Source organism: Methylophilus sp. 13 (genome assembly GCF_015354335.1).
GTDB classification, from domain to species: Bacteria; Pseudomonadota; Gammaproteobacteria; order Burkholderiales; family Methylophilaceae; genus Methylophilus; species Methylophilus glucosoxydans.
The window spans coordinates 120,624-137,778 of sequence record NZ_JADKYR010000001.1; the positions used below are offsets into that span (position 1 = coordinate 120,624).

Genomic DNA, 17,155 nt, shown 5'->3' on the forward strand with positions numbered 1-17,155 from the left:
GCCACCAGTTATGCTCCAAATAAACCAGCTTTTCAATTCTGATGCACTATTAGAGTGCACTTATACATACACCATTTTACACACAAGTGGAATGGTTTTGTGAATTTTTTTTGACAATCCATAGTCTTGCGATCAGAGTAATGAAACCAATGAGTTGCAGTCCCCAGAACGGCGTGTCTTGCCAGAGATTATAAAGCGTACTTCCATGGTAGGGCTGAACCATGTGCCTGAGGATATAACGTTCGTCCTTGGGCGCTCGTTTTATAACTTCACCTGTTTTATCAATAAAGGCCGTTACACCATTATTGCTCGCTCTCACAATGATTTTTTGATTCTCAATGGCACGAGCCTGGCTAAATTGCAGGTACTGTTCGAGACCAGCACTCTTACCAAACCAAGCCCCGTTACTGACACTCACCAAGTAGTCTGCATTTCTGGCATATTCAGCCAAATCACCACCAAATAGTTCGTCATAACAAATTGAAATTGCGACCTCAGCTTGACCAAGTGAGAACAGCGGTTGCCTTTTGCCTACTGAAAAATCATTATGCGGCATATGAAACCAATACGCGTACATGGGTGCAAACAAAAGCGGCAGAGGGATGAACTCTCCAAACGGTACCAGATGTACTTTATGTTGTATCTGTAATCCAGAGATTCCGTAATTTACAACAGCATTAAATTTTTTTCGGCCCTCTGCACCGTTTTGCCAATCAAGCATCCCGATAAGGATATCAGCCTGTTTTTCTGAGGCCAATCCCAGTAGCTTGCCACGTGTTTTGCCCATCGCTTGCGAGCGATAAATCGGGAATGCCGTTTCGGGCAAAACAACAACGCGCGCATCCGCTTGGTCAACCAAATCAAGGTAGCTCAATATAATTTGCTTGCTCTGCTCAACAGACCATTTAGTCTGCTGGCTGATATTTCCCTGTAGTAAAGCAACACTGACAGGAGCGCCTATTTTGGTTGTCCAGGTGATGTGCTGAAGAGTCATTGCGGTACCAGCAATGACTAACGCTGACAGAGCATTGATCCAGCGTCTATGGCCTCGAAACCTAAGCATGTAAAAAATCAGTGCTGCCATCGCCACCACGATGATGCTTAATCCATACACGCCCATCACTGGCAAGTAACTACTCAAGACACTCGAAGGCACCTGACTGTAGCCCATTGTCAACCATGGGAATCCCGAACATATCCAGCTGCGCAGCCAGTCTGCCATCCCCCAGGCCAAAGGTAAAAACCATAAGGACCGGGTATAAACTACCAACCACGTAGCCGCAGCAGTAAAACTGGCCAAATACAGGCATAACATGATCGTAGAAATATAAGCTAGCCATGACGGCATTTCGCCAAAGTCGTGCAACGTACCCACCATCCACGAGAGACCTGCCGCGTACATTCCCAAGCCAAAGGACAAACCAACCCATCCAGCTTGACCAGGCGTGCTACTCTGGTCAAGCAACCAATACAAAACTAAAAGCGTCGCAAATGGAACAAGATAAAAATAAAAAGGCGCAAACCCCAAAACGGTGAGTGCGCCAGACACTGCAGCAGTGACTAGTAAATAAGCAGGTTCATGCAAATGAGATTTGAATGCATGCAAAATGCTCAAACCTAATTGCGCTACCTGTCTAAAGTTCATCATTCAAATGAAACTAAAACATTCCGGAAAGGAACAGATCAAGCAAACTTGGAAAGTTGTGTCAGCGTTGTCTCAAGCAGTGTCATGGCAGCAGCTACAGATACGTCTTCGACATAACAGCGGAACTCTGGCGCATTTCCTGAAGGGCGTAAATGAACAATCTGATTTGACGTCAAGGTTAATCTCAAACCATCAGTGGTATCCACCTGACTCACCTCAAACGGCAATTTTAAAGCATCTACCAGCACATCAATATTGACAGACCATTCAGCTAACAAGGCCTGACTTTTACTGGTGGCAAAATTTTGCAGTCGGTCACTGGCAGTAAACCTTTGCGGTAACATCGCTACCTGTTGTGACAGTGCTTGACCGAGCTGTTTAACTTGGGTCAGCAGAATTACAACTGGCAAAACTGCATCCCTAGTTGGCAATGCGGCCAATGCAGGAAACTGTGGTGATGGGCTACCCAATAAAAAACCGCCATTCGCTTCAAATCCCGCCACACCGCTTGCCCCACCTGCAGCAAGTTGTTCCATCCCTGCAATGACAAATGGAGAACCAATCCTGGTGCGAATCACTTGCTTAAAGAAACCACTATTTTCTATCGCTGTATTACAACTGACAGGGACTGCCAAATGATCAATCTTCAAAGCTCTTGCCGTCAACAGACCCACAATATCGCCACGTAACCATTGCCCGCACTCATCACTAATCAGTGGACGATCACCATCACCATCAGTAGAGATAATAGCATCCACCTCATATTGTCTAGCCCATGCCAAACCACGCTGTACATCTTCTGCCGAGACTGCTTCTGTATCAATAGGCACAAACGACTCCGAGCGCTCTAAACAAATCACCTCAGCGCCCAAGCTTGTCAACAACGCCTGCATCAAATCGCGCCCAACGCTAGAATGCTGGTAAAGCGCAAGCTTCAAACCTGCGAGCCCATTCACCCCTGCAACAGCAATATAACGTTGCATATATTCCTGATAGGCGTCAGGATTGATGGGCGACAGTACCGTTTCATCTACCGCCTTCTCCGTCAACTCACAGTCAAGCATGGCCGCTTCATCCGATTTACTGATCTCACCATCCGGGCGGTAAAACTTGAGACCATTACGGTCAAACGGAATATGACTGCCTGTCACCATAATGCCTGGAATTTGTCGTGTCTGCGCATATAAAGCCAACGCAGGCGTTGGGATTGCACCGCAAAATACAGCCTCAATCCCTAGTTGACGCAACATGCTGGCGCAAGCCTGCGCAATACGCAAACTACTAGGGCGCAAATCTACCGCAATCGCCACCTTGTCAAAGCGAAAATTCGCCTGCATGGTGCACGCAAAGGCCTGTGTATAGGCGGCACACACCTCATCAGTCAGCGCAGAGACCAAGCCGCGTGCGCCACTGGTGCCAAACGCTACCCCACTCTGCTGAATTACATCTTTTAATTGAGTCACTGCCATCTCTCAGTTAAGGCCATCGCATTCAAGCGCGACCATAAGTATCCTCATAGCGCACAATATCGTCCTCGCCCAAATAGCTGCCAGACTGCACTTCAATCAGATGCAATGGCAATTTGCCGGGATTTTCAAGCCGGTGCGTAGAGCCAATCGGAATATAGGTAGACTCATTTTCGGTATACAGCTTAGTCACATTATCCACCGTAATCATGGCAGAGCCACTGACCACTACCCAATGTTCTGCACGGTGGTGATGCATTTGCAGTGACAGCTTTTCACCAGGCTTGACCATGATGCGTTTGACCTGAAATCTCTCTCCCACATCAATGCCCTCATACCAGCCCCATGGACGGTACACACGGGGATGCACCTGATGCTCATTGCGGCCGCTGGCCTTTAAATGATCAACAATATTTTTCACATCTTGTGCGCAATCCCGATGAGCCACCAATACTGCATCGCTGGTTTCCACAATCAGCAAGTCTTCAACCCCCACCGCCGCCACAAATCGGCTTTCTGCGCGCACCAAGGTGTTCTTCACGTTTTTCAAGTACACATCACCACGCGTGGCATTACCTGCCTCGTCGTTAGGCTGCACCTCTTTGAGTGCCGTCCACGAACCGACATCGTTCCAACCCATGCTGGCAGGCACCACGGCGGCCAGTTTGGTTTTTTCCATCACCGCATAATCAATGGAGTCCGATGGAGATTCCGCAAACGAGGCCTCATGCAACCGCACAAAATCCAGATCCTGATAGCTCTGCGCAACCGCACTGCTTACTGCGTTAACCATGGCAGGCGCATATTGCTGCAACTCACTCAAAAATACAGAGGGCTTAAACAAAAACATGCCACTGTTCCAGTAAAAATTGCCAGCATCCAGGTATTGCTTTGCAGTCGCCGCATCCGGCTTTTCCACAAACCGTGCCACTTCAAAACAACCATCAGCTGCCAGTGCCGCCCCCGATTGAATATAGCCATAGCCAGTCTCGGGATGCGTCGGCTCAATGCCAAAGGTCACCAGCTTGCCTTGCGTGGCTGCCACACAGGCACGGCGAACGGCCGCTTCAAACGCCGCAACATCGGTAATCACATGGTCTGCTGGCAACACCAGCATCAATACGTCCTGATCCTTCAACGCCATCGCCGCCGCCGCAATCGCAGGTGCGGTATTTTTCGCCACTGGCTCCAACACAATTGCCTGTGGCGTCAAATTCACCTGCCGCAACTGCTCGGCTACCAAAAAGCGGTGGTCGTTGCCGCAAACTACCACCGGGGAAGCCACCTGGGCCCAGCTAGATAAACGCAGCAAGGTCTCTTGCAACATGGTGTTATCGGTGACCAGAGGCAACAACTGTTTAGGTAACACCGCACGCGACAACGGCCACAACCTGGTGCCCGAACCACCGGACAAAATCACTGGAACAATTTTCATGAAAGACATCCAAAAATTAAATACATAAAACTAAAGGCTCTCGCATCACTTACCATGAACAAGTAATGAATTACTCTTTAGCTACGCGATCCGAACACTTCAACTCCCACTGCCAGGCATGTTGAACAATCGTTTCAAGGTCGGTAAATACCGGCTTCCAGTTCAAAATACTCCTTGCGCGCTTGGCGTCAGCGACCAGTCTTGCCGGATCTCCCTCTCTACGCGGGCCATCAATCACCTTAACCGATCTGCCAGAGACTTTTTGCACTGCATCGAGCACTTCCTGCACAGAGAAGCCAGAACCATTGCCCAAATTAAAGCGGTCACTCTCGCCACCACTTTCCAAATAATCTAACGCAGCAAGATGTGCAGCGCATAAATCTACAATGTGAATATAGTCCCGGATACATGTGCCATCCGGCGTATCATAGTCACGGCCAAACACCTGAATGTTTTCACGACGCCCAGAGGCGGCCTGTAAAATCAACGGGATTAAATGTGTCTCAGGGTCGTGGCGCTCACCCAGCTGACCCTCTGGGTCTGCGCCCGCAGCATTAAAATAGCGTAAGCAAACAGACCTGAAATCAAAAGCCTTGGCATAATCCGCCAAAACATGCTCAATCATCAGTTTTGATCGGCCATAAGGGTTTAAGGGGCGATTAGGATGCGCCTCATCAATCGGCACATAGTCTGGCTCACCAAATACCGCTGCCGTGGATGAGAAAATAAATTTTTTCACATCAAACTTGAGCATGGTATCCAGCAAATTTAAAGTGTTTGTGACATTGTTGCGGTAGTAGATATCTGGCTTGCGGACGGACTCACCCACCTGAATAAAGGAAGCAAAGTGCATCACCGCCTCTGGGTGATGCTCAGTAAATACTTTATCCAAACAATTGATATCAGCCAGATCCCCCTCAACAAACACACCACCGAGCACAGCATCGCGATGCCCGCTAGACAAGTTATCCAACGTAATCACGTCGTGACCAGAGTCCAGAAGCATTTTAACCATGTGTGAGCCAATATAGCCGGCACCACCCACCACTAACACACGCATTGTAAGTATCCTTATATCTTTAATTATTGAGTGAAGAGGTCTGAACTAATATTTACTCTTTAAAGTTTAAGTTTTTGCGTCACCACTCCAGCAACGCTGACCATGACAGAGGTTGATTTAGTCATTACCAAAAAGGTCACGTGTGTAAACTTTACCTACCACATCTTCCAGCTCTTTCGCGTGGCGGTTGGCAATAATCACATCCGAAATCTGCTTAAACTGGTTTAAATCATTCACTACTTTCGAGTTAAAAAACTCCGATTCCTCTAGCACGGGCTCATAGACAACCACCTCAATCCCCTTACCTTTAATGCGCTTCATGATGCCCTGAATCGAAGACGCTCTAAAGTTGTCAGACCCCGCCTTCATGATCAAGCGGTAAATGCCAACCACTTTTGGTTTTTTCTTGATAATGCTATCGGCAATAAAGTCTTTACGCGTCGTGTTCGCTTCCACAATCGCATTAATCAGGTTTTGAGGTACTTGCGAATAGTTAGCCAGCAGCTGTTTGGTGTCCTTAGGCAAGCAGTAGCCACCATAACCAAACGAAGGGTTATTGTAATGATTGCCAATGCGCGGGTCCATACACACGCCATTAATAATTTGGCGTGAATCCAGTCCATGAGACAGCGCATACGTATCCAGCTCATTGAAATAAGCCACTCGCATCGCCAAAAAGGTATTCGCAAATAGCTTGATCGCCTCAGCTTCAGAGCTATTCGTTAACAACACCGACACATCTGGCTTCAGGCAGTTATCTTTAAGCAAATTGGCAAAAGTTTGCGCACGCTCAGAAACCTCACCCACTACAATCCGTGAAGGATATAGGTTGTCATACAAGGCTTTACCTTCACGCAAAAATTCAGGTGAGAAAATCAGGTTTTTACAATTGAGCTCAGCACTTATTTTTTCTGTGTAACCTACTGGAATAGTGGATTTGATCACCATCACCGCATTAGGGTTAATGGCCATCACATCTTTAATCACGGCCTCAACAGAGCGTGTATTAAAGTAGTTGGTCTCAGGGTCATAATCGGTTGGCGTGGCAATGATAACAAACTCAGCCCCAGTGTAAGCCTCTTGCTTGTCTGTAGTCGCTTTAAAATTAAGCTGCTTGTTTGCCAAAAAATCCTCAATCTCGTGGTCTACAATTGGTGACTTTTTTTGGTTTAGCAGCGCAACTCTCTCAGGAATAATATCCAGGGCAACAACTTGACTTCTTTGAGCAAGTAACATGCTCAAAGAAAGTCCAACATACCCTGTTCCGGCAACGGCAATCTTCATTTAAACAAACTTATCTGCCTCTGCAAAAAACTTCGCCTGAGCATCTTTTGCCGAGAGTGCTGGTTGTTCGCTTAATGGCCATGCAATGGCCAACTGGGGATCATTCCAAAGCACCGCGCGCTCATGCTGTGGTGCATAAAAGTCTGTTGTTTTATATAAAAACTCAGCAGATTCAGACATCACCAAAAAACCATGCGCAAAGCCTTCAGGAATCCACATCATTTTTTTATTATCGGCACTCAAAATTTCACCAACCCATTGCCCAAATGTGGGTGAGTCCTGGCGCATATCCACAGCCACGTCATATACCTCACCCTGCGTCACACGCACCAACTTACCCTGTGGTTGCTGAATTTGATAATGCAACCCTCTCAGCACGTTTTTAGCGGATTTAGAGTGATTATCCTGCACAAAGCGTGGGCGCAAGCCCGTGGCTTCTGCAAATACATTCTCGTTAAAGCTTTCATAAAAAAAGCCACGGGCATCCCCAAATACTTTGGGTTCAAATACAATTACATCAGCAATGGCTGTTTTAATCGCCTGCATTAAAACACCCTCTCATTCACAATTTGCATCAAATATTGACCATAGCCATTTTTCTTATAAAGCTCGGCTTGTTTAAGCAGTGCCTCGGCAGAAATATAGCCCATGCGGTAAGCGATCTCTTCAGGGCAAGCCACCTTGAGCCCTTGACGGTTTTCAATGGTTTGAATAAACAACGAGGCCTCAAGCAAGGACTCATGCGTGCCCGTATCCAGCCACGCATGGCCACGCCCCATCACCTTCACATTGAGTTGATTTTGTGACAAATATTGTTTGTTCACATCGGTAATTTCTAACTCGCCTCTAGGTGAGGGCTTCATGTTGGCGGCGATATCACACACTTGGTTGTCATAAAAATACAAACCTGTCACTGCATAGCGTGATTTAGGCTTGGTCGGTTTTTCTTCCAAACTGATCGCGCGAGCGTCTTGATCAAACTCCACCACACCATAACGCTCAGGGTCATGCACTGGATAAGCAAAAACCGTTGCGCCTTCAGTTTGCGCAGATGCATTTTGCAACGCATTTTGCAGGTCATGCCCATAAAAAATATTATCGCCTAACACCAATGCACTCGGGTCACCATTAATAAAGTCTTTGCCAATAATAAACGCCTGTGCCAAGCCATCGGGCGATGGTTGCACCGCATATTGAATATTCATCCCCCACTGCGAGCCATCGCCGAGCAACTGCTCAAAGCGTGGTGTATCTTGTGGCGTAGAAATCAACAATACATCCTTAATCCCAGAAAGCATCAGCGTAGACAATGGGTAATACACCATCGGCTTGTCATATACTGGAATCAATTGTTTAGAAACCGCCTGTGTGGCAGGATATAAGCGAGTACCTGAGCCGCCCGCCAAAATAATCCCTTTTCTGTTCACTGCCATCATGTATCCTCTATAAAATTTGTTTTAACACATGAGAGACGCCCTGCTCCCAGTGTGGCAACTTGAGCTTAAAAGTGTCTTGAAACAAGCGGGTATCCAAGCGCGAATTCAATGGACGCTTAGCTGGGACAGGATAATCACTGCTAGCTATGGGTTTGATTGCTTCAGGTTGAATCTTCATCGTTTTGCCCGCCTTAATAGCATGAGCAATCACAAACTTTGCATAGGTATGCCAATTAGTCACGCCTGACGCCACCACATGATATAACCCAAATGGAAAGCCTTGTAGACCTTGCTGTTTAATGCGTCCCACCAATTGCGCAGTCACATCGGCCAATAATGCTGCTGAAGTCGGGGCGCCATATTGATCAGCGACAACACTCAATGCGTCACGCTCTGTCGCCAATCGCAACATGGTTTTTGCAAAATTACCGCCATGCGCCCCCACCACCCAACTGGTACGCATCACTAGGCTATTAGCGCAAGCCGCCTGCAACGCCAACTCGCCATCCCGCTTAGTTAAACCATATACGTTTTGCGGCATGGTGGCATCGGTCTCTTTATAAAACGACTCACCCACCCCCTCAAACACATAGTCTGTAGAATAATGGATAACAAACGCACCCAGCTTAGTCGCCTCTTCACCCATGATACGAGGCGCATCAGCATTTACCTTTCGGGCCATAGCCTGATCAGATTCTGCTCTGTCAACACCGGTATAAGCCGCCGGATTAATGATCCCATCTGGCCGCACCTGCTGAATCATCGCTCTTAATGCGGCCTCATCAGACACATCACACTCAGCCGAGCCCGCCACCACTACATCAGCCAACGGGGCTAGGCTGCGTTGTAACTCAAAGCCAAGCTGACCATTGCCGCCTGTCAATAAGAGTTTCATTGATATTGTTTCTCCACCCACTTGAGATATTGACCACTGGTAATATTTTCCACCCAGGCCTGGTTGTCCAAGTACCACTGCACGGTTTTACGGATACCGGTCTCAAACGTTTCAGCGGGTTTCCAGCCTAACTCTCTTTCAAGCTTGGTCGCATCAATCGCATAACGCCTATCATGCCCTGGGCGATCTTTCACGTAAGTGATTTGTGTTGCATAAGACACACCATCCGCACGTGGTTTAAGCTCATCCAAAATTGCACAAATCGTGTTCACTACCTCGATGTTGGCTTTTTCGTTCCAACCACCAACATTATAGGTCTCACCCAAGCGGCCAGCGGCCAATACACGACGAATCGCCGTACAGTGGTCTTTGACAAACAACCAATCACGAATTTGCTGTCCATCACCATAAATTGGCAATGGCTTACCTTTTAAAGCATTATGAATCACCAATGGAATTAACTTCTCAGGGAAGTGATAGGGCCCATAGTTGTTTGAGCAGTTAGTGGTTAATACCGGCAAACCATAGGTATGGTGATAGGCACGCACAAGATGATCAGAAGCCGCTTTAGAGGCCGAATATGGACTATTAGGCTCGTAGCGATTACGCTCATTAAATGGAGGGTCTGTTTTTTCCAAGGTACCATAAACTTCATCGGTAGACACATGTAAAAACTTAAAGTTAAGCTTCGCATCCTCATCCAGACCATTCCAATAAGCCCGAACAGCCTCAAGCAAATGAAAGGTACCTACTACATTCGTTTGAATAAAGTCTTCAGGGCCATGAATTGATCTATCCACATGCGATTCTGCTGCAAAATTTAAGACAGCTCTGGGTTTGTGCTCTACAAGCAGCTTGCTTACAAGCTCAAAATCGCCAATATCACCTTTAACAAAAATATGGTTCTTATTTTCCGCAAGGCTTTTCAAATTATCTAAATTGCCAGCATAAGTTAATTTATCAATATTAATAACAGGCTCTTCTAGCTTCTCAAGCCAATCCAACACAAAATTACTACCAATAAAACCGGCCCCACCAGTTACCAATATCATAAAAACACCCAAAATTAATTTAAATAAAGTGATACCAAAAGAAATTTTTGGTCTTAATAATTAAAAAATCTAAATATCTTATTATCTCAAAATGTAAAACCAGATTTACTAATGAGAGCTATCATATTCACTCAACCTTAAGTTCATGAATAAATGTTTTGCCGATAGCTTGCCAAGAAAGAGTGTTTAAAAGCTGCTGCCTTGATTCGACAGACTTATTTTTCCACTCAGAAACTGACACATTACAAAAATCCACCATTGCACTTTGTATGCTCGTTTCATCTGGAGGATCGATTAAAGGAATACCGCACATACCAATTTCAAACAACTCAGCTATTCCGCCGATTGCTGTTCCAATTACCGGCCTCATTGAGAGGGCTGCTAATACTGCAACACCAGACTGTGAGTTAAAGTTCTTATAGGGTAACAATACCGCATCACACTCCGCAAAAAGAGTTTCTAACCGAGCCTCCTCAACAAAACCAATTTCAGTTGCGACACTACCACCTAGCTCATTCAAGGCTTTTTCACACTCTGCCCAATATTCAGGCTCAGCGGAATAAGGTGCACCAGCCACAACCAATTTTGCATCTGGTACAGTCTTTAAAAGACTTTTGAATGCATTTATAGACTCTAAAATAGATTTATTACTTCTAAGCATTCCAAAGATTAAAAATTTCCGATTATTTTTAAGTGGTTCAGCTTTACCACTATCAAATACGCCATGAGGGACTACAGAAAGTCTATTGTTTTTTACTCCAAATTGCTCCTCAAGGACTGTATTCCCAGATTTTGTCAGCGTAACTAATTGGTCTGCTAAATAATAAGTCGAAGCTAAACAAGCCTTTTCAAAACGTCTAAATAACTTAGGGAGACTCCAAGCATGAGGTAAAGGATCATGGACAATATAAATAATCTTTGCACCAGTTAGCTTTAAAAGAATAAATTGAAACATCGTTACAGACAGCCAATGTGGGAATGTAACGACAAAAACTGAGGTTTTAAATCTGATCTTGATTAAACTAAAAGTCGCTTCGGCAATACGCATCAACGTGTGAAATAATTTATGAATACGAGACCATTCACTATTATGACCAGCTCTAAACTTATATCGAACTAAGTTCTGAGATTTAGCCTCCCGTTCTTGGGGCTGCATTGGAGAAGCAAGAAAAATTAATGAATAGTGTTTAGACTCTAGTGCATTTGCTAACCCTTCTGCGAAACCATGTGTATACCAGCCATCACCGCCTCGCCAAGAGGTAGAATAAAAACAAATCGACTTCATAACATCAATGCCCTGTCGCATTCAAAGAAAAGAGCTTTTCATAATCTGCCACCAAACGATCAAATCCAGAATTGGCAGTTATCAATGCAGATCCTTTCTTCAAGCTCTCAAAGAATACTGGATCATTTACTACTTGATTCAAAGTTTTTGCAAGAACACCCGAATCGCCAATCGGAACTAATGCCGCACAAAGCTCACCATTTTCCAACCGAACAGCTTCGACTTGCGTAGGTACATCGCTAACAATCATGGGTAAACCAAGAGCAGCGGCTTCCAGCAACGCCACACTATGCCCCTCAAATAAACTGGGTTGAACGAAAACGTCACAATTAGCCATAAAATTCAAGGTATCTTTGTGTGACATATGCCCTTTTAAGTGGACAATATCTTGGACGCCTAATCTCACGACTTGCTCCTCTAGTTTTTTACGCTCCGGGCCATCACCTAAAATCGAGAGATAAGCACCATTAACATGCCTCATAGAGTCAATCAACTGTGGATAATTTTTTTGTTCAGCAAGACGGCCTGCTGCAACAATGTGTAATTTTTCATGATTAGAGGATGGAACTTTGTTAGCTAAAATCGATTTAATTAGCTCAGCAACATCAGGGGATAATGCATTTCGAATAACAATAATTTTTCGCTTGTATACAGATGGATAATTATTGAACGACTGACGAACCCCATCTGAAACACATATGATATTCGTAACTACTGGTGTACAACCCACACAAAAATCTAATAACTGTTGTAATTTTCCATAAGTTTGGACTGGAGTATGATGGGAGATAACCCTAAGTTTGGCACCAGAAAAAAAACCAGCTATAGAGCCTATAATATTCGCCAATGGCTGCGCGGAGAGCGTTATAAAATCCTTATTTGCCTTCAACTGCCGACACATTAGGTATATGGCTTTAAAAATATCTAGTAAACTAAATTTGCCTTTAATAATGGGGCGCCACTCACTTTTTTCTTCCTTATCCTTTCTATAAATAGCGCACAACGAAATTGCATGTCCCCGTTTGTTAATCGCTCCTGCTATTTGCTCCCATAAATTTCTTGCCCCACCAGGTTCATCGTGCGATAAAACAAATATAACCTCTCCATAATGAGATGAATGCGCTTGATATTTAAAAGTCATTTATTGTTAACCTTTTTGCCTGACTTAAAAATTAATAAAAAAATGGCTACACTATTCGTCCATAGATAGCGCCAAAACAACCTTTTGGGGTCTTGCAATAACCTGTAAAGCCATTCAAGACCCATGCTCTGCATCCAACCAGGAGCGCGCGGTGCATTCCCAGCTAAAAAATCAAAACAACCGCCAGCGGTAATCACCCAAGAGACCTGAAGCTGGTTCTTGATTTGCTGAGAAAATAACTGCTCACGAGGTTTTCCAAGACCAATAAACAGAATATCAGCTTGCGAGGCGTTAATCTGAGAGACAACTTCGGAAACTTGATCTCCTGCAAAATAACCATCACGGAATCCAACCAAGTTAGCTTTCGGATACAAAGAACGAAATCTATCAGCTGCACTAGAAATTACTGCGGGCTTCGCACCAAGAAAAAAAATCTTAACTTCACTATCACTTGCGACTCTGCCAACAGAGTGAATCAAGTCGGTAGTAGCAGTTCTTTCTGTGATTTTTTGATCGCAAAAAAATTGGGAGGCCCAAATTAATGCCTGTCCATCAGCATGAACAATTTCTGCTTGCTGCAACGCCTCTCGATATGACTGATCAAAGGCTGCAAGAGCGATGCCATGACCATTTGCATCAAACACTAAGCGGCAATGCTTGTCGCCACTTCTATCAAGAATAGCCTGATCACATATCAATTTTGTGAGTTCAATCTCTGAACAAACATCAATTTCTATGCCACCAACAGTAACTCTTGGAAAAAAAGATTTAACTACTTGCTTTTGTTGTTCCACAATAATCAATCCATATCGAGTTTTATTTGATTGTTTAAGATGCTTGTTTTGCTCGCCTATTGTTGAACTCAAGCACATTTTTAAGCTGCCATGATCTAGCGTTTGAGAGTGTTACACTCCAGTCCGGTTGCCACTTACCGAAGTCATAAACCCATAATGCTGCACTTTCAATACCTGCAATATCCAGTGCGTTCAGCATCATGTCAAAGGTTGCATATTCCTCTTTAGGATTACCTTGTGCCCTCACGCCAAACTCACCGACAAATAAATGTTGATCATTACTTGCTGCAGCAGCTTTAGCCTCAATCAGTAATTTAGAAGCTGTCGCATCCCACTTTGAATATTTTCTAATTTTATCGGGATAAAAATGAATAGATGCTATTGAGTTTTTAACTGGATTAGCATTGCAGACAGCTTGCCTAAATTGTTCAACTGTATCAGCAGAGCTCTTTCCTTGTTGGAGGTTAAAAGCATCAAACCGAGGGATATCTGATCCTGAGGATATTAGAGTGCTTGGTTTAATCTCCTGTACCCAAGAAGCAAAGTTGGTCATTAATCGCGCGTAATCATCTGTGGATAAAACATCAGTTGGAATACGTCTTTCAGGTGTACCCATTGCAACATTTACTTTAGGCCACGGGAAGTCTCTATTGAAGTAATCAAGATTAAGGTTGAACTCATTACCAAACTCCCAATGCAGAACACTATTGTACTTTCCATACCGGCCAATAATATCTTGAACGTATCGCCTTGCAAATTTTGAGGTTTTTGATGCAGAAAACCCCCAAGAAGTGATTGACTCGCCGAACAAATCTGAAACTGAAGTTGGGCTCCAAAAGAGAGAGGGAACTAGACCTATACCGAATTTTTCAGCGTTTAGAAAAACTTCATCTAGCAATCTATAGTAACGCTCTTTAGGATAAAGACTCCATTCTTTTGGCCAAAAAGGAGAGGCAGCAAATCTTACAAAAGGGATTCCAGCATCCGACAACTCCCAAAGTCGATCTCTTGCTGACCTCACACCTCTTTCATCAACTAAGGTGCCATAAAATAAATCAAAACAATTGACACCTATTCCAGCTGACTTGAATACTTTACTCCCCGCTAACACTGTTTTTGGTATAACCAAAGATGCGACAGCTCCTAAAATAAATTCTCTTCGAGTAACTGCCATATTACTTTCCAACTTTCCCTAAAAGGCCATGCCATGTCGCTTTTAGAATAGTTCGACAAATACTTAAGTCGCCAAAATTAACTTCTCGCAAAGCTTCTCTTATATTTCTCGAAACTGCAAAAATGAGTAAAAAAGGATAATTTTTGCGGTAAAAAATAACCAAGTTTCGAGCAAGATAATAGTAAGAAAGTAATGATCGTTTAGATCTTGAGGATGTGCCAATTGAGGCCCCCTCCTTATGGAATACAATACTTTTGGTGGCCACAACCATTTTCCCAGCCTTTGCAAGCTGCAGTGCCCAATCAATTTCTTCATAGTACAAGAAATAACGCTCATCCATTATTCCAAATCGCCTGATCGTCGCCATATTAACAAGCATGGATGCACCTGCAATATATGATAACTTATCTGGCTCTGGTAAACTCGAGCCTTTCGTCCAAGTAAGGCCATGCCCTACTTGGTTTCCAACGGCTTTAAAAATATTAAAACGGACCCCTCCAATACATTGGATCGTTTGTCTATCATCAAAATAAACTAGTACTGACCCAACCATTGGCGAGCTAGACAGTTCTGCTTTATTAACTAATTCAGTGAGTGCGTCAGGATCGACAACAACATCATTATTTAGTATCCATACATAATCAAAATCGGTATCTGACATAGCAGCCTTGATACCAAGATTATTTCCATATGCAAAACCGCCATTAATTGGAGCTTTAATTAAGTTAAATTTAGCGTCAACGCATGATGGTTGTGTCTTAGATCCAATCGTGTCCGGATCAATTACTTGAGAAAGAATTGCAGAATCTGACTTTGACTGCTTATGAATCGCATTGGTGATCAATTCGAGCGAGTTATCTGTAGACGCATTGTCTACAACAATCACGTTAAAGTTAGTGTATTTCAGATGCTCTAAGCTCTCTATACAGGCTGCGGTATCAGCCCCACCATGCCAGTTAAGAATGACGATTGCAACTTTTGGCATCAATCAACCCACCTTCCTAGTACCCGCTTGCATCGCAATTAAAGCGCCAACAAGAAAGAATGCAATAGGTATGTTATAAGTAATACCCAATACTGAGCGCATTATAAATAAAGAAATTAGAGCAGCAGAAGCCGCCGAGAGGAAAGCACTTTCAGCATCGCCTCTGAGTACCTGAAAGGCACTTTTCATAGCGGGGATGATGAAAAAAAGCATGAAAAGAGATAAGTAAGGAAGCCCAGACTCAACTCCGATCATAATGAAATAATTATCCAATGTAGGGATACCTCGACTAATAACGCCAGCAAGGGCCACTGCTGTACCCACACCAAACCCCAGGATTGGCTTTTCCGACATCAAGTCTATACCTTTATTCATCATAATAGAGCGAGAAGCCGTACTCTCTGACTCAGCTTGAGATCGCCCTTGAGCAATATCTTGGACGACTCCCCAAGATAAGAATGCCAAAAAAAGTATCGACATACCAAGAATCACAAGACGGAATAACGCCCTAGAGGAATCTGTAGGTACTTTAGGCCTTAAAAACCATAGTGCAACCACCCATGCCGAACCAATAGCAGTACAAATTAATGCACTACGTGAATAGCTCAATACAACACAAATCAAAGCAGAAGTAATGCCCATAAGCACTAACTTCCGTGATTGAGACTTAGTGGGCCAAAGCAACCGAGCTAATGCAAAAACAAACACAACAGAACCAAACTCAGCAAGAAGTAATGGATGCTCAAAAGGGCCTTGCGCTCGAAGCACTCCGTCCCTATATCTCGAAAGCATCATTGCATTCAAGCTTTCCCTATCTGATGACAATGGAGATAAAAAATCTACATAAAAGTTTTTACCTGTAGATGCCTCAACAATTGCAATCAGAGCACAGAAAATTGCTGAAGCCATTAGTGCGTTTATAAAAAAGTTACGTGATTCATCCACCCTGATGCACAAGACTGCGAACAAGAAGATACTGAAATATAAACATATCTCCCAAAAAACAAAAGCTATTGCAGAACCGAAAAATGGCGCGGTGAAAGCAGAGTAGACACGTATAAGTATCATCAATACAGCCATAATTAAAATAACACGCTCTGTAAGGTTATTCGGTACAAGATTCTGCCTTACACTCCTTCGTGACATTAATAAATAAATAATCAACGCCATCATCACCATACCAAAAAGCCGCCGTAAATTGAGCGTAGGCAATAATGGAATATGTAAATTAAGGAATGTTGGCCAGAAAACTGTTACGCTCACAAACATCAGTATCAAAATATTGATGTTTTTAACGTTTATAGGGCCAGTATCATTATGGAATAACGCGAAAGCCACTATCACAGCCAAAATTGCTGAGGCTGTCAGTGCAACGCTCAGCACGGGTGAGAATGCCGTAATTAGCCCAACAAACGCCAATCCAATCACTGCAAAAAGCATAAATGCTAAATGCAAAATAGATAGACTTTTCCCTGTTCCCTTACCTATCATACGTTCACTTAA

General features: G+C 44.0%; 15 protein-coding genes. All 15 read right to left on the reverse strand.

Annotated features, from left to right (window positions below; all coding sequences use genetic code 11):
- Positions 1-76 precede the first annotated feature (76 nt).
- The 15 genes from lnt to INP77_RS00695 all read right to left on the reverse strand — a co-directional run bounded on the left by lnt (position 77) and on the right by INP77_RS00695 (position 17,143).
- Positions 77-1,648, reverse strand: a complete 1,572-nt coding sequence (gene lnt / locus INP77_RS00625) for an apolipoprotein N-acyltransferase (RefSeq protein ID WP_194746786.1) — start codon at positions 1,646-1,648, stop codon at positions 77-79.
- A 35-nt stretch (positions 1,649-1,683) separates the two neighbouring features.
- Positions 1,684-3,108 carry a phosphomannomutase gene (locus INP77_RS00630; protein WP_368667870.1) on the reverse strand — a complete coding sequence of 475 codons (1,425 nt, stop codon included), beginning with the start codon at positions 3,106-3,108 and terminating at the stop codon, positions 1,684-1,686.
- Positions 3,109-3,136: 28 nt separating this feature from the next.
- Positions 3,137-4,546, reverse strand: coding sequence for a mannose-1-phosphate guanylyltransferase/mannose-6-phosphate isomerase (locus INP77_RS00635; protein ID WP_194746788.1), 1,410 nt, complete (start codon positions 4,544-4,546; stop codon positions 3,137-3,139).
- Positions 4,547-4,616: 70 nt separating this feature from the next.
- Positions 4,617-5,606, reverse strand: a complete 990-nt coding sequence (gene galE, locus INP77_RS00640) for a UDP-glucose 4-epimerase GalE (RefSeq protein WP_194746789.1) — start codon at positions 5,604-5,606, stop codon at positions 4,617-4,619.
- Positions 5,607-5,723: 117 nt separating this feature from the next.
- Complete coding sequence (locus INP77_RS00645) at positions 5,724-6,890, reverse strand: nucleotide sugar dehydrogenase (protein WP_194746790.1); 1,167 nt, start codon at positions 6,888-6,890, stop codon at positions 5,724-5,726.
- Positions 6,891-7,436, reverse strand: a complete 546-nt coding sequence (gene rfbC, locus INP77_RS00650) for a dTDP-4-dehydrorhamnose 3,5-epimerase (RefSeq protein ID WP_194746791.1) — start codon at positions 7,434-7,436, stop codon at positions 6,891-6,893.
- On the reverse strand, positions 7,436-8,323 hold the full coding sequence (rfbA, locus tag INP77_RS00655; protein WP_228518694.1) for a glucose-1-phosphate thymidylyltransferase RfbA: 888 nt from the start codon (positions 8,321-8,323) through the stop codon (positions 7,436-7,438). The genes rfbC and rfbA overlap by 1 nt, the downstream gene beginning before the upstream one ends.
- Positions 8,324-8,333: 10 nt before the next feature.
- A complete protein-coding gene (gene rfbD / locus INP77_RS00660) occupies positions 8,334-9,221 on the reverse strand; it encodes a dTDP-4-dehydrorhamnose reductase (RefSeq protein WP_194746792.1) in 888 nt (295 codons plus the stop codon).
- Positions 9,218-10,273, reverse strand: coding sequence for a dTDP-glucose 4,6-dehydratase (gene rfbB / locus INP77_RS00665; RefSeq protein WP_194746793.1), 1,056 nt, complete (start codon positions 10,271-10,273; stop codon positions 9,218-9,220). The genes rfbD and rfbB overlap by 4 nt, the downstream gene beginning before the upstream one ends.
- 127 nt (positions 10,274-10,400) lie before the next feature.
- Entirely contained in the window at positions 10,401-11,579 is a 1,179-nt protein-coding gene (locus INP77_RS00670; protein WP_194746794.1) for a glycosyltransferase family 4 protein, read from the reverse strand.
- Positions 11,563-12,699: a glycosyltransferase gene (locus tag INP77_RS00675; RefSeq protein ID WP_194746795.1), complete on the reverse strand. Its 1,137-nt coding sequence runs from the start codon at positions 12,697-12,699 to the stop codon at positions 11,563-11,565. Before INP77_RS00675 ends, INP77_RS00670 begins: the two co-directional genes overlap by 17 nt.
- On the reverse strand, positions 12,696-13,493 hold the full coding sequence (locus INP77_RS00680; protein ID WP_194746796.1) for a WecB/TagA/CpsF family glycosyltransferase: 798 nt from the start codon (positions 13,491-13,493) through the stop codon (positions 12,696-12,698). Before INP77_RS00680 ends, INP77_RS00675 begins: the two co-directional genes overlap by 4 nt.
- Positions 13,494-13,527: 34 nt before the next feature.
- On the reverse strand, positions 13,528-14,667 hold the full coding sequence (locus INP77_RS00685; protein ID WP_194746797.1) for a cellulase family glycosylhydrolase: 1,140 nt from the start codon (positions 14,665-14,667) through the stop codon (positions 13,528-13,530).
- Between the two features lies 1 nt (position 14,668).
- Positions 14,669-15,652: a glycosyltransferase family 2 protein gene (locus INP77_RS00690; protein ID WP_194746798.1), complete on the reverse strand. Its 984-nt coding sequence runs from the start codon at positions 15,650-15,652 to the stop codon at positions 14,669-14,671.
- A gap of 3 nt (positions 15,653-15,655) precedes the next feature.
- Positions 15,656-17,143: an O-antigen ligase gene (locus tag INP77_RS00695; protein ID WP_194746799.1), complete on the reverse strand. Its 1,488-nt coding sequence runs from the start codon at positions 17,141-17,143 to the stop codon at positions 15,656-15,658.
- Positions 17,144-17,155 lie beyond the last annotated feature (12 nt).